This is a genomic window from Streptomyces sp. CNT360, from assembly GCF_000424785.1.
This window is the reverse complement of sequence record NZ_AUKO01000002.1, coordinates 595,134-615,547: the sequence shown is the minus strand read 5'-3', so window position 1 is coordinate 615,547 and position 20,414 is coordinate 595,134. Positions and strand designations below refer to the sequence as shown.

At 68.9% G+C, this 20,414-nt stretch carries 8 protein-coding genes; 1 reads left to right on the top strand and 7 read right to left on the bottom strand.

What is annotated here, in order from left to right:
• Nucleotide 1: 1 nt before the first annotated feature.
• The 6 genes from H297_RS42605 to H297_RS0107095 all read right to left on the bottom strand — a co-directional run bounded on the left by H297_RS42605 (nt 2) and on the right by H297_RS0107095 (nt 17,567).
• The gene (locus tag H297_RS42605; RefSeq protein WP_106959568.1) at nt 2-12,847 is read right to left on the bottom strand and encodes an SDR family NAD(P)-dependent oxidoreductase; all 12,846 of its coding nucleotides are present in this window, start codon (nt 12,845-12,847) and stop codon (nt 2-4) included.
• A 31-nt stretch (nt 12,848-12,878) separates the two neighbouring features.
• On the bottom strand, nt 12,879-13,745 hold the full coding sequence (gene fabD, locus H297_RS35045; protein WP_037793043.1) for an ACP S-malonyltransferase: 867 nt from the start codon (nt 13,743-13,745) through the stop codon (nt 12,879-12,881).
• 25 nt (nt 13,746-13,770) lie between these two features.
• Nucleotides 13,771-15,192 (bottom strand): PfaD family polyunsaturated fatty acid/polyketide biosynthesis protein, encoded by a 1,422-nt coding sequence (locus tag H297_RS35040; RefSeq protein ID WP_199787155.1) that lies wholly within the window; start codon nt 15,190-15,192, stop codon nt 13,771-13,773.
• A gap of 26 nt (nt 15,193-15,218) precedes the next feature.
• On the bottom strand, nt 15,219-15,962 hold the full coding sequence (locus H297_RS40175; RefSeq protein WP_051351607.1) for a 4'-phosphopantetheinyl transferase superfamily protein: 744 nt from the start codon (nt 15,960-15,962) through the stop codon (nt 15,219-15,221).
• A gap of 127 nt (nt 15,963-16,089) precedes the next feature.
• Nucleotides 16,090-16,599 carry a hypothetical protein gene (locus tag H297_RS0107100; protein ID WP_027736467.1) on the bottom strand — a complete coding sequence of 170 codons (510 nt, stop codon included), beginning with the start codon at nt 16,597-16,599 and terminating at the stop codon, nt 16,090-16,092.
• 293 nt (nt 16,600-16,892) lie between these two features.
• A complete protein-coding gene (locus tag H297_RS0107095; RefSeq protein WP_051351606.1) occupies nt 16,893-17,567 on the bottom strand; it encodes a DUF6198 family protein in 675 nt (224 codons plus the stop codon).
• A gap of 211 nt (nt 17,568-17,778) precedes the next feature.
• Here H297_RS0107095 and H297_RS0107090 point away from each other — a divergent pair, with 211 nt between their 5' ends.
• Nucleotides 17,779-18,279 (top strand): MarR family transcriptional regulator, encoded by a 501-nt coding sequence (locus tag H297_RS0107090; protein ID WP_027736465.1) that lies wholly within the window; start codon nt 17,779-17,781, stop codon nt 18,277-18,279.
• A 732-nt stretch (nt 18,280-19,011) separates the two neighbouring features.
• On the opposite strand, the gene H297_RS0107080 is transcribed toward H297_RS0107090, so the two are convergent.
• Nucleotides 19,012-20,340: a helix-turn-helix domain-containing protein gene (locus H297_RS0107080; RefSeq protein WP_027736464.1), complete on the bottom strand. Its 1,329-nt coding sequence runs from the start codon at nt 20,338-20,340 to the stop codon at nt 19,012-19,014.
• Nucleotides 20,341-20,414: the final 74 nt, after the last annotated feature.

Here is a 20,414-nt window from a genome sequence, read left to right as displayed (position 1 = left end):
GTCAGCTCAGCTCCTCGAGCGGCAGGATCGGGCGGGTCACGACGGCGGGTGTCGTTGCGGTGGGCCGGGCGGGGACCCGCAGCGGAGTTGACGGGACGGCGTCCGCCACGGACGCAGCACCGCTGTCCGGCTCCACCCAGTGGCGTGTGCGGTGGAACGTGGCCGGCGGCAGTGAGGTTCGCTCACAGGGCCGAGAGGAGAGTTCGTCCGCGGTCGGCTCACGCAGGATCGCGTGACAGTTGACGCCACCGAACCCGAAGGCGCTGATGCCGGCCCTGCGCACCCCGCCGAGGGGCGTGAAGTCGCGCAGCTGCGTGTTCGGGTAGAACGGTGAATCGGCGAAGTTGAAGCGGGGGTTGGGAGTGTCGCAGTGCAGGGTCGGCGGAATCCGACCGTGCCGGAGAGCAAGTACGACCTTGTGGAGCCCTGCCATGCCTGCGGCCATCAACGCATGACCGATATTGGACTTCACGCTGCCGACCGCGCAGAAGCCCTTCTGCGTGCCACCGTCCCCGAACGCCCGCTTCAGGGCCCGCAGCTCCATCGGGTCACCGATCATGGTGCCGGTGCCGTGTGCCTCGATGTAACCGATGCTCGTCGCCTCGACACCCGCCAACTCCTGTGCCCGGCGCACCACGTCTTCCTGAGCCTCGGGGTTCGGCGTGGTGAGGCCCATGGTGCGTCCGTCATTGTTGACCGCGACCGATTCCACGACCGCGTAGACCCGGTCGCCGTCGCAGAGCGCCTTGTCCAGGGGCTTGAGGAGAGTCGCGCCGACCCCCTCACCGAGCACGAGACCGTTCGCACCGGAGTCGAAGACCCGGCAGGCTCCGTCCGGTGAAAGCGCTCCGGAAGCGCTCAGCTTCAGGTAGGGCATTTCGTCGAGCAGCAGGTCGGCCGCTGAGACCAGCGCCATCTGGCATTCGCCGAGCCGGAGAGACTGCTCTGCCATGGACAGTGCGGCAAGGGAGGAGGAGCAAGCCGTATCGATGACGTAGTGCGGGCCGCGCAGATCGTAGACCTGAGCCAGGTGTGCCGCCGCGAAGTTCTGGTTGAGGCCGGTCACGGTATTGCGGTGGGGCACCTGGATTCGTGCGGCGTACGCGCCGGTCTGCGCCGCGGCGAAGACCCCGGTACGAGTACCGGCCAGTTCCGCGCGTTCGTACCCGGCGTCCCGAAAGGTCTGCTCGGCGGTCTCCAGGACGAGTCGGATGAGGGGGTCCACGTGGGCGGCGTCCTGCGGGTCGATGCCGAACGGTTCCGGATCGAAGGACTCGATGTCGTCGAGGAAGCCGCCCCACCGGGACGTCGAACGGCCGGGCTGTTGATCGGGGAAGTACAGCCTCGCGGTGCTCCAGCGTGAAGAGGGCACTTCCCTGATGGCGCTGCGTCCCTCCGCGAGGAGTCGCCAGTACGCCTCGGTGTCCGAGGCGCCCGGGAACCGGCTCGCCATGCCGATCACGGCCAAGGGGACGGGCCCGGGGATGCGCCGGTCGGCTGCGACGGCCGGGGCCGAGTCGGCGGCTGCGACGGGAGCGTCGTTGTGCGCCTCGGCCCACCGCGTCACGCCCGCGGGGAAGGCTTCGGTGAGGAAGCGGGCCAGGCGGGCACCGGTCGGATTCTCCAGGATCACCGACGGATCGAGCGGCTCTCCGGTCACTTCCTCCAGGCGGCCCAGTGCCCCGGCGATCAGAATCGAGTCGACGCCCAGGTCGGCGAAGGGGATGTCACGGCTCACGGCGTCCCTGGTCAGCATCAGTTCCTGGGCCATGAGGTCCAGGACGAAGTCCTCGACGGCTGCCGTCAGATCGGCGTGCTTGTCGCCGTCCGGAGTGGTCACCTGTTGCTCCTTCGAGGATGTGGGCTCATGGGAGGGGCGGTCCGGTCGGGCGGCGGCGGAGTCCGACGCGAACTCGGCTGCGGAGGCTGTCGGTTCGGTGTCGAACATGTCGGGGCGTACCGCAGCTGCGACTGCGTTCTCGACCCGGTGCGCGAGCACCTGTTCCAGCAGGTCGAGCCCTGCCTCCGGGGCAAGCGTCCCGAACCCCAGCCGTTGGTAGACCTCAGCCTTCACCTCGCCCATCCCGATACCGGCCCAACTGCCCCAGGACACACAGAGGTACTGCGTGCCTCCGGGCCCTTGCACCGCGTTGCGGGTGGCTGCGTAGGCCGCCAGATGTGCGTTCGCGGCCGCGTAGTCGGCCAGGCCGACGGCCAGTTGAGGGAGCACGGCGGAGACAGACGAGTACAGGACGACGAAGTCGGGACGGTCGGGGCGCACCAGATGGTCCAGAAGCGCCAAACCGTCGATCTTCGGCTCCCAGGTGGCGGAGATCGTCTCCGGGGAACGACGGACGAACGCCGGGTGGCGTCGGTCCACACTGCCTGCGCAGTGCAGCACCCCGCCGACGGGGCCCAACTCACCGCGTACCCGGTCGAGGAAGGCCCCGAGTCCGGACCGATCGGTGAGCGGGCCGGTGTGGATCTCGACGTGGACGCCCTGGCGCTCCAGTTCGTCGACCGTCTCGGCCAGCGCCGTGGTCCGGGCATCGGCCGAGGGCTCTTTCCACGCCGGACGAGGCGGCAGTGGCCGGAGTCCCAGCAGGGCCAGTCGGCGGGCACCGAGGTCGGCCAGCCGCCGGGCGGCTGCGAGGCCGAGGCCCGCTGTGCCACCGGTGACGACATAGGCGCGATGGGCATCGAGTACGGGCCGCTGGGCGGTCCCGAGAGCGATACGTCGCAACGGGCCGGGTATGTAGCGGCGCGTGCCGCGCAGGCACACCTCCATCGGCTGCTGATCGGTGACCGCAAGTTCCGCACGTACTTGGGCCAGCACCTCGGGGGCTGAGACCGTGTTCGCGTCCACGTCGAGAGAGGCTGCCCGTACCGCCTTGTACTCGGCCCCCACGGATCGCACCAGCGCAGCCATGGCTGCCCCGTGCGTACGCGGAGTCGCGTGGCGCAGGTTCCGGCCACCGCGGCTGACATGGAGCACGGTCAGCTCGTGACCGGCGGCGGTGCTGCGGCGAACGCATTCCTGCAGCAGTCCGATACGAGCCGACTCGCGCGCCAACGGGCGGGAACCGAGGGCGGGTTCGCGGACGAGATCGGTCAGATCGACAACTGCGTCGAGTCGACCGTGGAGCTCCAGAAGTTCTTCGGCCAGGCGACGTCCGCCAGTGTGGTCTGCAAGGTCGATCTCGTACTCGTCCGGACCCAGATGCGGCAGCAGACTGCGTTCACGCACCACGATCCAGCCGCTCTTGTCCGCCCCAGCCGCGTGGGCGGCCGCCTCCGCGTAGTCCAAGGTGGCATCCCCAGGGACCAGCAGTACTCCGAGGGGCGGGCGCCCGGACTCGCTGACGGTTGGCAGCGGGGCATGTATCCAGTCGCGGGTCAGCAGGGCCGGCACGCTTCCGTCTGCGCGTCCGGCGACGGGGTCCGGTCCGAACCCCTCTCCCCGAGGACCGGGTGCCGGTGCGGTGCCCGGAGCCTCAGCCCGTGACGGGAATCCTGAGGGTCCGAACTCCTCACCGTGGTCGAACGGATAGCCGGGACAGGAAATCCTGCGTCGCGCTCCGGAGTGCAGCACACTCCAGGCGACTGTCTCCCCGGCCGCCCAGCGGGCTGCCGCCTCGGCCGGGTCCGCGGGCTGCACGAGACCGGCAGAATCGACCGGCTCGACGTGGGGGCCACCGGTGTGGACGCCGGGCAGGCCGACGTCACCCGTGTCTCCGAGGAATGCGTTCAGACGTCCAACCAGCTCGGTGCGAGCAGTGGCGACGATTGCGAGACGTTCGGGGAGCGGGGTCCGGCCGGTCTGCGAGGTCCAGGCCAGATCGGCCAGGCGGCCGGTGAAGCCCTCGGTGAAGATGCGCAGCCTACGGGCGTATTCGCGCAGGATCGGGCGGGTCCGGGCGGACAACACGATCACTTGAGGGCCGTCCTCGGCCGTGCCGGGTGCCGTCTGTGCAGGAGGCTCTTCCAGCACCGCGTGAGCATTGACACCGCCGAAACCGAAGGAACTGACACCGACCCGGCGCGGTTGTCCGTCTTCGGCGGTCCACGGCTCGGCCGACCGCAGAACGCGGAACGGTGAGTCCTCCAGCTCCAGGTACGGGTTGAGTTCCCCCAGCTCCGCGATGGGCGGCAGAGTCCGGTCACGGAGCGCGTGCACCGCACTGATGATTCCCGCCACGCCCGCAGCGCTCTCCAAGTGGCCCACCGAGGCCTTGAGCGCGCCCAGCACGGTGCTGCCGGGCAGGATCTGACCGGCGGCGGCCCGAGTGAAAGCCTGCTTGAGCCCCTGGACCTCGATCGGGTCACCGAGCTTGGTGCCCGTTCCGTGCGCTTCGATGTAGCCGACGGAGCCCGGATCCACGCCGGCGTCACGCAGTGCCGCGACGATGGTGTCGGCCTGGCCGCGCGGTGTGGGAGCGGTCAGCGAGTGTGCCCGGCCGCCGTGGCCGACCGCGCTGCCGCGTACCACTGCCCGGACGGTGTCACCGTCCGCCAGCGCCCGCGACAGTGGTTTGAGGAGCAGCGCGCCGACGCCCTCCGCGCGGACATAGCCGTCGGCGCGGCTGTCGAAGGTGTGGCAGCGGCCGCCTGGGGAGAGCATGCCGCCACGGCTGAGTGAGACGTACCAGGTCGGGGCCATCACGACATTGACGCCTCCGACGAGGGCGGCCTCGCACTCACCTGAGCGAAGGGCGGCCATCGCACGGTGCAGTGCCACCAGGGAGCTGGAGCAGGCGGTGTCGACCGCTTCGCTGGGTCCACGCAGATCGAGCAGGTACGAGACGCGGTTGGCGACGATGGCATGGACGTTTCCGGTCACTGTGTGGCCTGCCACGTCGGTGTCGTGTTCGTGCAGCACTTCCAGGTAGTCGTGCAGGGTGGCCCCGGCGAAGACACCTGTCGGGGAACCGGCGAAGGAGCGTGGGTCGTACCCGGCGTCCTCAAGTGTGTGCCAGCAGGTCTCGAGGAAGAGCCGCTGCTGCGGGTCCATGAGTGAGGCCTCGCGGGGTGACAGCTGGAAGTGCGCTGCGTCGAACGCGGTGACCGAGTCGAGGAAGCCGCCGTGTCGGCAGTCCGTCGTGCCCTTCTCGCGGCGCGGATCACCCGCATATCGGTGCCAGTCCCAGCGTTCAGCGGGCACTTCCGTGACCAGATCGCGGCCGGCCCGCAGATTGCGCCAGAACTCCTCGGCGTCGGCGGCGCCCGGGAACCTCCCCGCGAGTCCGACGATCACGATCGGGTCGTCCTCCGCATGGGTCTCGGCAAGACCGGGCCCCGGCTCCGGCCGAGGCGGCGGCTCGACGGCTTCCGAAGTCGGAGTAGGCGTGTCCTGCTCACGGCCGGGCGCCTGCACCGCCGCGCCATGTTGCTCGACAAGGTGATCTGTGAGGGCCTCGGCGGTCGGGAATTCGTAGAACACCACTGGGGTCAGCGTCAGGCCGAAGGTCTCGTTGAGCCGGTTGGCAAGCGCGGTCAGCAGAACCGAGTTGAAACCGTATGTGCCCAACTCCGCTGTTGCATCGAGGAGGTCGGGCTTCAGCTGGGCGGTCAGGGCGATCTGCGCGAGGACGAGGTCACGTACCGCAGCACGGTCCATGCCTTCCGAAGACGACACTGCGTCGGGGGAGGCGGGCAGGGTCCACAGACCGGCGTCGGCCAGCACCTTCGCCGTGCGTTCGGGGCCGGCGCAGGAAACGTACAGGCGTGACGTGTCGGAGCGGACCGCGCCCTCCAGGACCCGCATCGCCTCGTGAGTGGCGATCGGCACCAGACCGATCGTGGAGACGGCCATCTGCGCGGCTTCCGTGCCGAGACGCATACCCCCCTCCGCCCACAGCGGCCACGCCACCGACACCGTGCGTCCGCTGCGCAGCCCCTGCTCCGCCTGACGGGTGCGGCGCGCGGCGAAAGCGTCGAGGTAGGCGTTTGCGGCGGCGTAGTCACTCTGGCCGGCGTTGCCGACGGTACCGACCACGGACGAGAACAGTACGAACATGTCGGGGTGGTCCTCGACGGTCAGCTCGTCGAGGAGTTCCGTCCCCGCGGTCTTCGGCGCGAGCACTCGGGCGACAGAATCGTCGGTCTTCTTCTGTATCAGGGCGTCCTCGACGAGTCCGGCCGCGTGCAGCACTCCTCGGACGGCACCGAAATGGGAACGTGCGAGGCGCAGTGCCGCGTCCAGCGCGGACCGGTCGGTCACGTCCGCCTGGAGGTAACGTCCTTCGCCCCCCAGAGAGGCCAACTGGGCACAGAACCGTTGCTGGTCGGGGTCGCGCACGGACCGTCCCAGGAGGGTCACCCGTGCCTGGTACCGCTCCGCCAGATGCAGCGCGACCAGGCGTCCCACACCACCCGCACCACCGGTCAGGACGTAATGGCCACCCTGGACGAAGCCGACGCCGGATGATGCCTGCGTCCCGTCCACTTCCCGGAAACGGAGAACCCGGCGCCCGTCGTGGGCGAGGAGGATCTCCCTGTCAGGGGAGTGTGCCTCTTCGACCAACCGATCGAGAGGGGGACTGACACCGTCGGTCAGAGCCACACGCACGTGACGGTAGCGGCTGGTCTCGCGGGCCACTGCGCGGCCGAATGCGGCCAGGGCGGCGTCCGCCGGGTCGTCGTCCTCGGCGGAGGCGACCTGTACCGAGGTCAGGGCCGGGAGGGTGCCGTCAGCGACCGCGCGAGCCAGAGCGATGGGGAGCCGTTCGGCGACTGTGGCGCCACCCGCCGGGCGCGAGTCGAGGCCTCTGCGGTCGACCAGCACGAGGGGGCCTTGGGCCTTGGCCTGTGCGAGCAGAGCGCGCAGACCCTCGATGTCACCGCGCCGCAGGCTGTGATCGGCCTGTGAGGTCGGGACCTCGTCGGGTCCGCATTCGACAGCGTGCAGTACGAGCCAGGGGCGACTCTCGGCGCCGTTTGACAGGACGGGGGCGCCGGGCCGGTCGAGTACCACGACGGTGGCGGGCTCCGGGCCGTCGGCCGACGTCACGGTCGCCGGTGCCCAGTAGGGGCTCAGCACGGCGGCGCTGCCTCCAGCGTGCCGCGGTACCGACGGCTCGGCGGAGGGAGAAGTCCCCTCCGTGCTCCCGCCGCCGCTCCGCAGGGCGGGAGACGGCAGCCAGTAGGGCAGTCCCTCGAACGGGTAGCCGGGCAGTGACGTGCGCCGGGCGCCGGCGCCCAGAGCGAGGGCATCCCAGTCGAGGTCCGCGCCCTGAACCCACAGTCGTCCCAGGGTGCCCCATTCACGATCGGCGGCCAGGGCGGCCAGGAAGCCCCGGCCGTGCTCAGAGCCTTCGAAGAGCCCGGTGAGCGGCCCGCCGCGTGCCACGCGCCCCAGGTACACACCAGGCACGGACTCTGCGGTGCCATCCGCGATCTGGTCCAGCACGTCGAGGAGCGCGTCCTGCCCCTCGGCAGCGAAGGCGGCGCGTATGTCCAGCGGCTCCCGGCCCACGCGCAGGGTGTGGGCGATGTGGGCGAGCGGGGTGTGGTGCCCCGACCCACGCACATGCGCTGCCAGACGCCGGGCGGTGGTGCGCAGTTGTTCGTCGGTGCGGGCCGACAAAACGTACAGTTCGCTGTTCTCGCGCACCGTGCGCCGGACCGGTTCGGTGGCCGCGTCGTAGGACTCCACGAGCACGTGGGCGTTGACTCCGCCCGCCCCGAAGGAGCTGACCCCGGCACGCAGCGGTGGTGTGGAGCCGTCCGGCTCCCGGCCCACGGGCTCCCATGGCGCGGAGCCGGTGGGCAGTGTGAACGGGCCGGCGTCCAGGTCGATGAACGGGTTGGGAGTGTCCGCGTACGGGGTGGGCGGCAGTGTGCGGTGCTTGAGCTGGAGCAGTACCTTCGTCAGGCCCGCTATGCCTGCGGCGGGCTCCAGATGACCGATGTTCGCCTTCACGCTTCCCAACGCGCACGTACCGGCCTGTTCCCGTGGGCCGAAGGCACGGGTCAGCGCTCGTACCTCGATCGGGTCGCCCAGGGAGGTGCCGCTGCCGTGCGCCTCGACGTATCCGATGGTCGCCGGATCGACACCGGCATCCTGCAGTGCCGCGGCCACCAGCGCCGACTGAGCTTCAGGGCTCGGTACGGTGAACCCGCTGGTGCGCCCGCCGGAGTTGACGGCGGTGCCGCGGATCAGGCCGTAGATGTGATCGCCGTCGGCCACCGCTTTCGACAGCGGCTTGAGCAGGACCGCTCCCGCACCCTCACCCATGACGAACCCGTCGGCGCCCTCGGCGAACGGGCGGCAGATGCCGTCCCGCGACAACATCCCCATCTGCGCGTACTGGATGTGCCGCACCGGATGCAGAACCAGGTTCACACCGCCGGCGATTGCGGCCGACACCTCGCCGCGGCGGATCGCCTCGCTCGCCTGGTGCAGTGCGACACCCGAGGAGGAACAGGCCGTGTCGATGACCATGCTCGGTCCGGTCAGATCCAGGAAGTACGAGACACGGTTGGCGATCGCGTAATTGTCGGCGTAGGGGTAGGGGGAGTGGCCGGCAGCGGCACCGTTCGCGCTGAGCGTGCGGTAGTCGTCCGCCATCGCACCGACGTAGACCCCCACGTCACGTCCGAGTGTGGTGCGGTCGTATCCGGCGTCCTGCACCGCTTCGACCACGGTGCGAAGGAAGAGCCGCTGCTGCGGGTCCATCTGCTCGGCGTCCCGTGGCGCGATACCGAAGTAGAGGGAGTCGAAGTCGGCGACGGCGTCGAGGAAGGCACCGGTGTCGCTGTAGGTGCGTCCTTCCCCGCCGTCCGGGGAATGCACAGCTGCGTGGTCCCAGCGGGAGACCGGCACCGGGCCCGCCGCGCTGTGTCCGAGCAGGATGTTGTCCCACAGCTCATCCAGACTTGCGGCCCCCGGATAGTGCCCGGCCAGACCGACCACGGCTACGGGGTCACGGTCTCGTGCGCCCGGGCCATCGGCGTCGCCCGCGCCCGTGGGCGCGTCAGGCTGCTCGGGGGCCGGCGTGACGTCCGGTGTGACCGGGAGCGCCGTGGTCACCTGGGCGGGCGTGGTCCCGGCGGGCACGGCTGCTTTCGGGCTCGCGCCGCCGCCCGTCTTCTCGGCCACCACGGCCGCGGCGACATCGTCCAGCGTCCGATGTTCGAAGAACAGCGTTTTCGGCAGCCGTCCGTAGCGCTTTTCCAGCCGCACGATCGAATCCACGATGGACAGCGAAGTCGGCCGGATCTCCTCCAGCCGGGTGTGCGGTCCGATGTCGTTACGGGGAAGGCCGAGAACCTCTGCCACGACGGAGCACACCAGCTCACGGGCCTCGTCGACCCCACCGTCCGGCGCGGAGGATGCGGGGGAGGACACCGGGAGGGGCCTGCTCCCTGCCGATCGGGAAGAGGGGCGGGTGGCGGCGAGAACGGTGGCGACCGGATCGGTGTCCTCCGCGAGGTCCACCAAGGCGCGGTGACGCGCAGCCTCGCGTGCACTGTTCCGCGTGGCCTGGGCCGGCTTTTTCGGCTTGGAGGAATCCTCCCCTGCCGGTGCCTCCTTCGGGACGAAGGCCACGGCGGCGGCCGTTTCGATGGGCACACGGTAGCTCACACGTCCCTCGTCGCCCGGCTCGGCGAAGGCGCCGAGTACCGCATCGAAGAAGCCGCGCACGGGGGTGTTGCGTTCACTCGGCACGTACGGCACGACGAGCTCGGTGACCCCGGCCTGGTCCAACTCCTGGGCGACAGAAGCCAGGAAGGAGTGCTCGACGCCCCGGCCGAGGACCCGGCAGCTCATCAGGAACGTGTCGAGCGTCGCCACGCCCGCCGAAGCGTCCTCACGCGTCACGGCCAGGCCGACCAGCCCGTAGTCGCCGAACCGGTCGCGGACGTGCGCTACGCGGACACGTACGGCCGGGTCGTTGAGCAGCGTCAGCATCTCCGGCTCGCCACGGCGGACGGTGGAGAGGTTGAACTGGTTCGTTCTGTAGGTCAGTTGCGAGGCTCTTGCGTACTGGTCGGGCTGTGGCGCGGCGACTTCGACTCGAAGCTGAAGGCCCTCGATGAAGTCGGTGAACGAAGCGGCCTCGTGGCGCAGGGCGTCGCGGTCGCTGCGCGCTTTGTAGAAGTCGGCGCGCCTTCGGTCCTCGTCGGTGACGGCCAGTCGGTCGAGTGCCCAGATGCGGTCCAGGAAGGCGGGTACGGCCTGGTCGTCCTCCGGCAGTTGGAGCGCGAGCACCTCGGGATGAGCGGCGCGTACCGCGGCGACTTCCACGGGGTTGTCGTCGAGGAAGACGAAGCTGTCCAGACCCAGGTCGAGTGCGGTCGCCAGCGAGGCGATGTTCTCAGGCTTGGGGTTCCAGTTGACGCGACGTGCGGTCAGATGCTCGGGCCGCAGCGGCATGTCGTCGCGCGTGATGAAGACCGCCATGACATCCGTGTCTTCGTTCTTGCTGGCGAGGCAGAGCAGCACCCCGTCCTGCTGGTGGGCGACGGCCCACTCCTGTACGGCGCGGTCGGCGGCGTCCACACGGATTCCCTGGGGACCGTCCTCGCCGACGATGCCATCCCACAGCGTGTTGTCGCAGTCGAGGACGATCACCTTCGCGGGGGCGGTGAGCGCGGCTCGGGCGGCTCGGGCGACCCCCGCGGCCAGCGCCACACAGGCCTCCTGTGTGAAGGGGATGTGAGCGGCCTCCTCACGCGCCGGGTCGTAGTAGGTCCCGGCGAGTGCCAGCCCCCCGTTCCACCGGTCGCGCGGCAGTACGTACACACCCGAGACATCGGCGAGCGCTGCGACGAGGTGGGCTTCGGCGGCGGTGAGTTCCGAGGCCCTGCCGCGGTCTTCCCGATTGCCGTCGGACGGGGGGCAGATCTGCACCAGCAGCGGAACCGCACTGCGGGCCGCGTGAGAGCGCACCGCCTCCGTGAACTCCCGGGCAGTGCGCTCGCTCTCGCCCTCCGGCCAGTCCTCCGGGCGCACCAGGACGGCCTTGATGCCTTCTCGGACCTTCGAGAAGACTCCTTCGGGTGCCAGCAGTTCCTGGAAGACTTGGGCATAGTCGCCAGCTTCGACTCGGAGATCGAGCCCGAGCCGGTCGCACCAGTGCTGCAACGGTTCGAGCACCGGATCTGTGGTGAAGGTGGCGACGACAGCGAGAGTCCGGCCCTCGTGCGGCGACGTCTCCTCGCCCCCCGCCCGCGATACGGCCAGGGCTCGCGGTGCACCGTCGTCCACTGCGGAGAGACCGGGGTGAGCAGTGGTGACGGGTGGTGTCGCTGAATCCCGCCGTCGACCGAGGGAGTTCGGCCCGTGAGGGCGGGGAGTGCCGTCCTCCTCGAAGGTGAGGAGCACAATGTCCTCGGCTGCTTCCGTCTCGGTGAGCGCACGCGTCACCGCCGCGGCGACCGGTTCGACAGCCGCTCCGCGGTCTCCTCCGAGAGGGGTGGCCGTCATCGCGGTGCGCAGCCGGGGAGGACGGGCGATCACCCAGTCGGCTCCGGGGTTTTCCACAGCCGCTGTGCGTACCAGCCCCTCCACGGCACACTTGGCAGTCACATAGGCGGACCATCCGGGTCGGGGGTCGTCGGCCCAAGCGCTGGAAACGGCGACGACCCGGCCGCCGCGCTCGGCAACCTCGGTCGCCAGGACGGCCAAGGGCTCTCGTACCAGTGCGAGGGAGCGGTTGACGTAGTCGGCGAACCGGTCGGAGGTGGCCGGCTCCAGCAGGAGTTCGGCGGGTGGAGGGCAGGCGTTGAGGACCAGTAGATCGAGGCCCTCTCCTTCGCTGCCGATGCGGTGCAGCGCGGCGGCGGCCCAGGCGGGGTCGCCGGCGTCGCCCGGAAGCGGACGGATGCGCGCCCCGGCCGGGCCGATTGCGGCGGCGGCATCGGCCGCGGCGGAGGCATCACGGTGGAACCCGGCATAGACGTTCGCGCCCTGCAGGGCCAGTGCCTGCGCGATCGCCGCTCCCAGCCCGCGGCTCGCACCCACCACCAGCGCGGTGCGCCCGGTCAGTGGTTCGCCCTGGGGGAGCAGAGCGGTGAGTGCCGCGGTGTCGCCAGTGGGAGTTCCGGCGCGGTGGAAGGCGCGGACTTGTACCAGGGCTCGCAGCCCCGCACCGCTCGCGACGCCTTCGACCCGCAGCATGCGGAAGCGTTCCTGGACATCGGTGACTTCGGCCCGTGTGGTGAAGGCGGTGGTGTCCGTGTCGGCTGCGCTGTCCTCGTCGGGGAGGGGTTCGAAAGTGACGTCGAAGTCGGACAGCAGCGCTGCCCGCCCGGGCGCCTCCATCCCCACGAGGTAGCTGATCCAGGCCAGGACGCCGACGGGCAGGGAGCCCAACCCCCGCTCAGCCAGACAGAGGTCGCTGACGAGCTGCTGGATGGCCGACCAGCGGGGCGCATAACCCGCACCGACCTCCATGCCGGTGCGGAAGTCGACCAGATCCCATTCGCGTGGCCTGACGCGCCGCTGGGCGTTCTCGTCATCGGTCGGTCCGCCATCTGCGCCCGTAGGCGCCGCACGGAACTCCGCCGTGACCTCCAAGAGCGTCCGACTGCCGTCGAGCAGTCGGACGACCGCCCGTTCCGTGCTGTCCTCGACGACCTCCGGCATATAGTCCATGTCCTGATACACCGCGGCCTGGAAGCGCACCGTGAGGCGTGTCGGAACACGGCTGGCACGCGCCTTGAGTCGGGACAGGGTGAGGAGCGCCCCCAGCACCCCGTAGACAACGGGCTCGCCGAATGCCGTCCGTCTTGCGTAGTGAGCATCGACATGCAAGGGGTTGTCATCGGCACTGGCGTGCCGGAAAGCCTCGACCACGGCGGCGGTGGCCCGCACAGGGGTCGGCGTCGTCCGGTCTTCCATGATCGCCTCTCGACTCACTCGCTCGTGCGGTTCATGCGGGGGTGGGCAGCGCGGCGTGCTGCGCTGTGACCTGGGCGATGAGTCCGGTGAGCACCTGGCCCGGACCGATCTCCTCGAAGTGGGGGTCGGGCATGGCCAGCAGATGCTCGACGCTCTCCGCCCAGCGCACCGGTGAAACGATCTGTCGACTGAGCAGTCCGGCCGGATCCTCGGTGCCGTACGGCCGGGCGGTGACGTTCGAGATCACCTCGATGCGCGGGGGCGCGAGCCGGTACTGAGCCAGGAACGAGCCGAACTCCTCGGCCGCGTCTGCCATGTAGCGGGAATGGAAGGCCCCACCCACGTTCAGCGGCACGACGGCCTCGGCCTCGTCAGCGAGCGCCTCACGGAGACCGACGACTGCGGTACGTGGCCCGGAGACGACCGTCTGGGAGGGCGCGTTGAGATTCGCCACGTCCACGTCAGGGGCTCGTTCGGCGAGCAGCCGGCGCAGCCGCTCGTGGGCCACGCCCATCACCGCCGCCATGGCCCCCTCAGGCGCCAGTGCCATCAACTCACCGCGCCGTACCACGATCTCCAGACCGGTGAGGAAATCGACCGTGCCCGCTGCGAACAAGGCGACGTACTCGCCCAGGCTGTGCCCGGCCAGAGCATCGGGTACTTGCCCCGTCTCTCGGACCGTGTCCAGATAGGACAGAGCATCGACCACGTACATCGCGGTCTGGGTGTTGCGGGTGTCCGTCAGTTCCTTGGCGGAGCCGTTCAGACAGAGGTCGGCCACGGAACGACCGAGCACCGAGTCCGCCTGACGTACCAGATGCGGGAACTTGGGGAACAGGTCACGGCCGATTCCTGGGCGGTGCGAGCCCTGGCCGGGGAAAACATGTATGAGCGTCATGTCCGGGTCTCCCATGGGACGGTGGCTAGGCTGCGGCGACAGGCCGGGACGGGTCGGTGTGGCGGGTCGAGCGCGCGAGATGGTCTGCGGCGCCGATCATGATCATGCGGGCGAGATCGTCGACATGACGCTCGCGCCAGTCCTCCAGCGGAGTGCCGCGTAGCTGCTCGTTGAGTGCGCCTAGAGCCGGCCCGCAGGGGATCTGGAAGTCGACCCGGCTGTCGTGGTCGCCTTCCATGGCGACACGAGTCGACTTGGCGAAGTACCAGGTGAAGATGAGCGCCATCCTGCGCTTGGGATCGCACTCCGCGTGCTCGATGACGGCCGGTCGTGAGGTCCCGTAGCGGTCCTTGACCTCCTGCCACACCTGCTCGAAGCTGCGGCCGAGGATCCGCCGCTGCACATGCTGAGCAGTCTCGGGGGGCAACTCCTCCAAGGAGCCGTGACGCAGCCACAGTTCGTACAGCTTGTTGGCGCGTGCGGGGAAGAAGAGCCCGCGGCGCAGCACTTGTGCCTTCGCGCCCATTTCGAACATGTCGCCCGCCGGTACCAGAACGGTGTCCTGCACCTGGGCTTGTTGCAGGAGGTCCTTGGCAGCGTCCGAGGTGCCGGCTTCCGCGGTGCACTGGTTGATGCTGCCGGTGAGCACGAAGTCTGCACCCATCACGAACGCCGCGGCTGCGGCCTCCGGGGTGCCGATGCCACCGGCGGCGCCGACACGCACCCGAGCCGCCGGGCCGTGGGTGCCTGCGAGTCGGTTACGCAATGCCAGCATCGCGGGCAGCAACGCGAGCATCGGCCGCTGATCGGTGTGGCCACCCGAGTCCGCCTCGGCACACAGGTCGTCGCACATCACGATCTCGTCGGCGCATTCGGCTTCCTGCGAGGTGATGCGACCGCTGGCGGCCAGATCCCGGACGATGTCGGCAGGTGGCGGCGACATGAACGCTTCGGCCACCTCCTGCCGGGACGCCTTGGCCAGCACACGGTGCGCAAGACTCACCGTGCCGTCGGGGCCTCTGCGCGCGCCGGACAGCCGGTAGCGGACAAGCGCTGGAGTGATCTGGACGAATGAGGCGGCCTCGATACGTCGCACGTCGTGGTCGAGCAGGATGTCCACGGTGGCGTCCACGCGCTCGGGGCGGCCTGCAAGCAGATTGACACCGAAGCTGCGATCGGATCCGAGTTCGGTGCGGATGCGACGCAGCGACCGGGTAAGCTCCGCGCCGCCGAGTCCTCCCGCGCCCAGATAGCCGAGCAGCCCCGCCCGCCCCATACGGACCACCAGGTCCACCGATGCGATCGCCTGATACATCGACCCGGAGGCGTACGCGTACGCTACGCCGTGGTCGGCGCGGAACTCGGCGCTGCCGAGATCCTCGGGCCGCAGCGGCGGGGCGAGGAGCGCGGCAGCCCGGGTACCTGAGGTGAGGTCGGGCGAATGCACGGAGTCCTCCAGGACGTGAGAGGTGGCTACGGTCGGGCGGGCTCGTGAAAGACGAGCCGCAGTTCCTCGTCGGGGTGGCGACCGACGCACACAGCTGCGTGGAAGCCGACCGGGACCTCGACCAAGTCGTGGAACCAGTTCTCGGGACGGTCCGCGAGCGAGGGCTTCAGCACGAGCTCGGACGTACGGCCGTCGGAGAACAGAAAGGAGATGTCACGCAACGGCAGGGAGATGCCCTGGCCCCTGGCTTTGGTGTAGGCCTCTTTCAGTACCCATACGTCCATGAAGCGGCCTCGCCAAGCGTTGGCGTGCAGCGAGCGGAGCTCCTCGATCTCCTGATCCGACATGACTCTGTGGATCAGGTCGGGCACAGAGACGGGAGCGTCTCGCTTCTCCACGTCCACTCCGATGGAGCGCTCCCTGGTCACACCGAGCATGCACATGCCCCGCGAGTGGGAGAGGTTGAATGTGAGGTCCACACCGTGTCGGCGGTCGACGGCCGGCTTTCCGAGCGCGTTGAACTCGAACTCCCATCTCGACGGTGCGATGTCGGCGAACTGGGACAGGCAGCGCCTCAGTAGCGACCGAGCCACCACGAACTGCGCTCGATCACGGGGGAAATGGAACCGGTCAGCCCGGTACCGCTCCTGGGGTGAAAGATCGGACTCGCACCTGTGCAACCTGTCGGACTCGTCGGTCGTAGCCGTGACCGAGGTGGTCCACAAGTGCACTTCGGTCCTGTCCGAACCGGGCACGGATTGCCTGGTCATGGTCTCGCGGAACTCTCGGGCTGCCTGTTCCTGGTGACCACCCCGCCGGCTGTCAGTCGGCGGTGGGCACAGGCGCCCCGAGGCCTATAACCCCGGGGCGACCGGAGGGCGCAGGTTGACAAGCAGGTCAGGAGAGCTTCCTGCGGTGCTCCTCGAAGACGTCGAACACGCCCTCGAGCTTCCGCGAGATGACGCCGTACAACTCCTCCATGCGCGCGAGGCGCTCCAGGCGCTCGCTCGGCTGGTCCTTGAGCACCTCCAGCCCGTGCTGGACGGCGGCGTGGAACTCGGGGATGCGGCGGAAGGAGTGCTCCACGGCGTTCGGCCAAGCGCCGTCGTTGAGGGTGAGGTAGTAGTTGTCGGTCCCCGGGATGCTCTCCCGCGTGTACACACCGGGCGGGGTGAGCAGGTCGGCGATCCAGTCGATCGGCTCACGCGGAATGTCGAGCGTCTTGGCGATGTCGTCGGCGCTCTGGCGTGCCGGGTAGTTGATGATCATCCAGCCGATGACGTAGCCGCGCTCCCACTCCATCCCGTCGGTGACGTGGTAGTGCTCGGCGATCTTGTGGACGAAGGACTTCTCAGCGTCGGTGAGGGTGGAGCGCGCGGATATGGCGCCCTCATTCTTTTCCGTCATGGCCTCGATTATTGAGACGCAGAATTTTCGGTCAAGTCTTCGAAGAGCGACGCAGGAGGAATTCTCTTACACCCTCTTGATGCTCACCTGAGACTTCCCCAGTGTCCTGAACTGCTGTCTTACGTTGGCTTGGGTCTGTGCTGATGTCCTGTTGTGAAATGCTCTTCTCTTCTGCTTGCAGCGCGCTTCCCTACTTATTTTTCCGCCCTGTTGAAACCTTTGCCCGGGGTGCCGGGGCGAGGTGCCCCGGTCCGCAGCCCTTCCGTCACCGGGCAGCGGACCGGGGGACGGCTTCACGCTGATGCCGTCTGGTTCGACAGGAGGGCGGGGGCGTCCAGGCCGTGGTTCTTCATCCGCAGCGCACGGTGGTTGAGGGCCATGAGGGGTTGGATCAATCCGTCGACGAAGACGAGGAAGCAGAGAGTTCCTGCACCGACCGGTCCCCCGAGCACCCATCCGAGCGCCAGCAGAACCGCCTCTACACCGGCCTTCGCCACCCAGAAGGGCCACCGCAGGCGCTGGGTCATGGTGATGACGATCAGATCCATGGCTCGTATGCCGACCCCGCTCATGATGATCAGCGAAGAGCCGTAGGCGCACAGTGCCACCGCGATGGCCAGCGAGGGCCAACTGGGCAGCCAGTCGAGGTCGGCGAGCAAGAGCAGGTCGATCATGCTGCCGCAGAGGAAAAAGGTGATGAACGGGGCGATGACGGGGCGCCGTCGATTCCACGTGGCCCATACGCCGATGCATACGGCGGCGATGGCGGCCTGGGCGATGCCGATGGTGATCGGAATGTGTTCCTTGATTCCGAGCGCGAGGACGTCGAGTGGATCGGTCCCGAGATCGGAGTGGATGAACAGCGTGGCCCCGGCGGCGAAGATGACGCAGCCGCTGAGGTAGACGCCGAGGCGAGCCGCGAGGTCGCCGGGCGGCAGGCTGGTGAAGAGGGTGCGCGGAAAGGGCATGGAGGTCCTCTGGTCCGTGGCTTGCGGTCTGCTGAACTCCGGTTCAGGGTAGGAACGTTGAGGAGAGGAGTAAGTAAGGCGAAGTTCATCGAAAGAGCAGGAAAATGCATGAACTTCAACAAGGGGGTCTCTTGCAGGGGCGTGAGTGAGCCCTCACTCGGGTGTCGCCGGCAACCGGATCGGTGCTCACTGTTCGGTGTATCCTGAACAGATGGAACAGAATGGACGGGGTGACGCGAAGGCCTCCGTCGAGGAGTTGGCCTTCGTCGAAGAGGCAGCCATATGCCTGGAGAAGCAAGGGCTGTTCCGCATGGCAGGCCGTGTGCTCGGCTGGCTGCTGATCTGTGACCCGCCGGAGCAGACGGCAGCGGATCTGGTGGAAGTTCTGCAGGCCAGTAAGGGCTCGGTCAGTGCCGCAACCCGCTTCCTCGTGCCCAGCGGCATGGTGGAACGGGTGTCACGGCCGGGGGAGCGACGCGACTACTTCCGTATCAAGGAAGGTGTTTGGCCTACTCTCGCCCAGAGCCAGGCCGACCACTACCGGTCGTTCGTCGACATCACCGAGCAGGGGCTCCGAGTGCTCGAAAACGCCCCCAAGGCGCGCAAGGAACGTCTGCAGACGATGCATGACTTCTACGCGTGGCTCTCGCTGGAGATGCCTGCCCTGTGGAAACGCTGGGACGAGGAGCGGAACGCACGAAATGATGCCTGAGCCAGGGCCTTTCCGTTCTTCCGGGTAACACCCGCGGCGCGAATTCCTGGCATCGCGAAGCGGCTTCCGTACGTGCCCAAGTGTTTTAGCACTCGCGTGCGGGGACACCTGGGCAATCCAGGACTCCATGCTGACGTGTCGCTGCCGTGACGCCCGGGCGCTGTTGGGAGCCTGGCGCTGCGGACTGCGCCTGCCCTCGGCAACGGGCCGACGACAGAGGGAAGGTGCTCCACTGGCTCGGTGGAACGCCGACCTCACCCGGCACGCCATTGTCCACTCCGTTCACGAGCATGCGAGAGTCTGTCCGCTGCCGCGGGATCCGAGATGACCGCTGTCACGGCGGGCAGAGCTCAGAACATACTCGCGGCGGGCAGGTCGGAATGGGCGGACGTCGGTCCGGGGGGAAGTCGGCAGGGCCAGCGTCGTGGTGAGCCCTCCGCCAGGAGCGTCCTCTGCACTCGGAGTGGCCCCCCCCATTGCCTCGGTGAAACCGCGGGGGTTGCGAGCCCGGAGTCCGCGTGTTCGCGGTGGCAACGGGGCGTGGTTCGGTGGCAGACCTCCAGAAAACGGCAGCGGACATCGTTTTGGACGACCTGACTGACGCGCCGCTTCTGGTCGAGCTCGTCACTCGCGCGGAATGACTCCTGCTGCGGTGACGTACGACGAGCCCAGCATCCTGCTGCCCGGGCTCGGCGGACCAGGGCGTGTTCGCTGCCTGGCGCAGGGGCGGGGTCAGGTCGCTGCCTCGACGGCGTGGAGGAAGTGCTGGACGCCTTGTACTTCGCGGTGGCGCTCGAAGTGCGGCGTGAGGTTGGTGATCTGCTGGGTGCAGCGGGTGGCACCGATGCGGCGGGCGAGGGCGAGGGCTTCGTGGGCTTCGTGGGCGGTAGCGGCGCTGTGGTCGATCTCGCCTTGTCGAAGGAGGGTCTCAGCTTCGTAGGCGAGGAAGACTGCTCGGGTTCTGTCCCGGGCGGTGGGTAGGAGTGCTACGCCCTGGGTGATCTGGTGGAGGGCGGGTCCGGTTTCTTTGAGGTCGATGAGGCAGCGGCCGGAGTCCACGGCGAGGTCGGCGGGGCTCATCCATGAGCACCACGCGGGTGGGGCGGTGGTGGCGGTGCTGAGGGCGTGCTCGGCTGCGTCCAGGGCGCGTCGGCAGGCGCGGGCTTCGCCGTCCAGGGCCAGGGCGCGGGCTTTGCGGAGGTGGAGCAGGGAGCGGGCGGTGTGGTCGTGGGTGCGGCGAAGGGCGTGGTCGAGTACATCGATGGCGGGTACGGCCCGGCCGAGCCAGATGTTCTGGTAGGCGAGGTCGGCGAGTACGCCGGCACCGCGGTCGGTGTCTGCGGCCTGGTGCGCCGCGTGGAGTGCGGCGCTCCAGCAGCGGCTGGCGGAGGTGTGGTCGTCGTGGTCGAAGCGCTGCCAGCCGATCGTCTGGGCGAGGCTGGAGGCGAGTACGTGCAGGCGGGCGCCGATCGTTTCGGTGTAGCGGGCGTTTTCGAGCAGGCCGACGACGGTGTCGTAGTAGCTGTCGAGGAGCTGGGCGGTGTGCTGGCTGTCTGCGGTGGCCATGCCTGTCAGGTGCTGGGCGCTGGTCTCCAGCCAGGTGACGAACTCTGGAGCGGCCGTCTGGCCTTCGGCGGCGGGCACGGCCAAGGCGGGGTCGAGGGTGGCCCACTGCTGCGCGAGCGTGGCGAGCGCGGTGGGGGCGAGTCCGATCATGGTGCGGCGGTTGAGCATGGTGCGGTGTTGGGCCTCTCTGAGAGCGGCGACCGTCGCCCCGGTGCCCAGGGGATGGAGCGCCCCGTTCCCGGGCAACCAGTACGGCCAGCCGAGCGCGATGACAAGGTCGTGATCGATGTCGAAGACGTCGGCGATCATCTGCTGGTACCACGGGGCCGGCGCACGGGCCCCGGGCCGCTCCCACACGGAGATCTGCTGCTTGGTCGTGCCGGCGCGCCGGTCGTGGCGGCGTGCTGCCTTCTTGATGCCTTCGGCCAGGTCGTTCTGGGAGAGGCCGTGAAGCGATCGGGCGATGGCGAGAGGGTGCTGGGGGAGCGCGTCCACTCCTCTATCTCAGCAGTCCGCGGCTGGGGAGGGGAGCGGAACGCGACAGTTGCATGACCCCTGCATGACGCTCG

Excerpts from the sequence above, each read along its gene's own strand:
- fabD (WP_037793043.1), bottom strand. The coding sequence starts at position 13,745 with ATGACGCTCATACATGTTTTCCCCGGCCAGGGCTCGCACCGCCCAGGA.
- H297_RS42605 (WP_106959568.1), bottom strand. The coding sequence starts at position 12,847 with ATGGAAGACCGGACGACGCCGACCCCTGTGCGGGCCACCGCCGCCGTG.
- H297_RS0107090 (WP_027736465.1), top strand. The coding sequence starts at position 17,779 with ATGGAACAGAATGGACGGGGTGACGCGAAGGCCTCCGTCGAGGAGTTG.
- H297_RS0107100 (WP_027736467.1), bottom strand. The coding sequence starts at position 16,599 with ATGACGGAAAAGAATGAGGGCGCCATATCCGCGCGCTCCACCCTCACC.
- H297_RS40175 (WP_051351607.1), bottom strand. The coding sequence starts at position 15,962 with ATGACCAGGCAATCCGTGCCCGGTTCGGACAGGACCGAAGTGCACTTG.
- H297_RS0107095 (WP_051351606.1), bottom strand. The coding sequence starts at position 17,567 with ATGCCCTTTCCGCGCACCCTCTTCACCAGCCTGCCGCCCGGCGACCTC.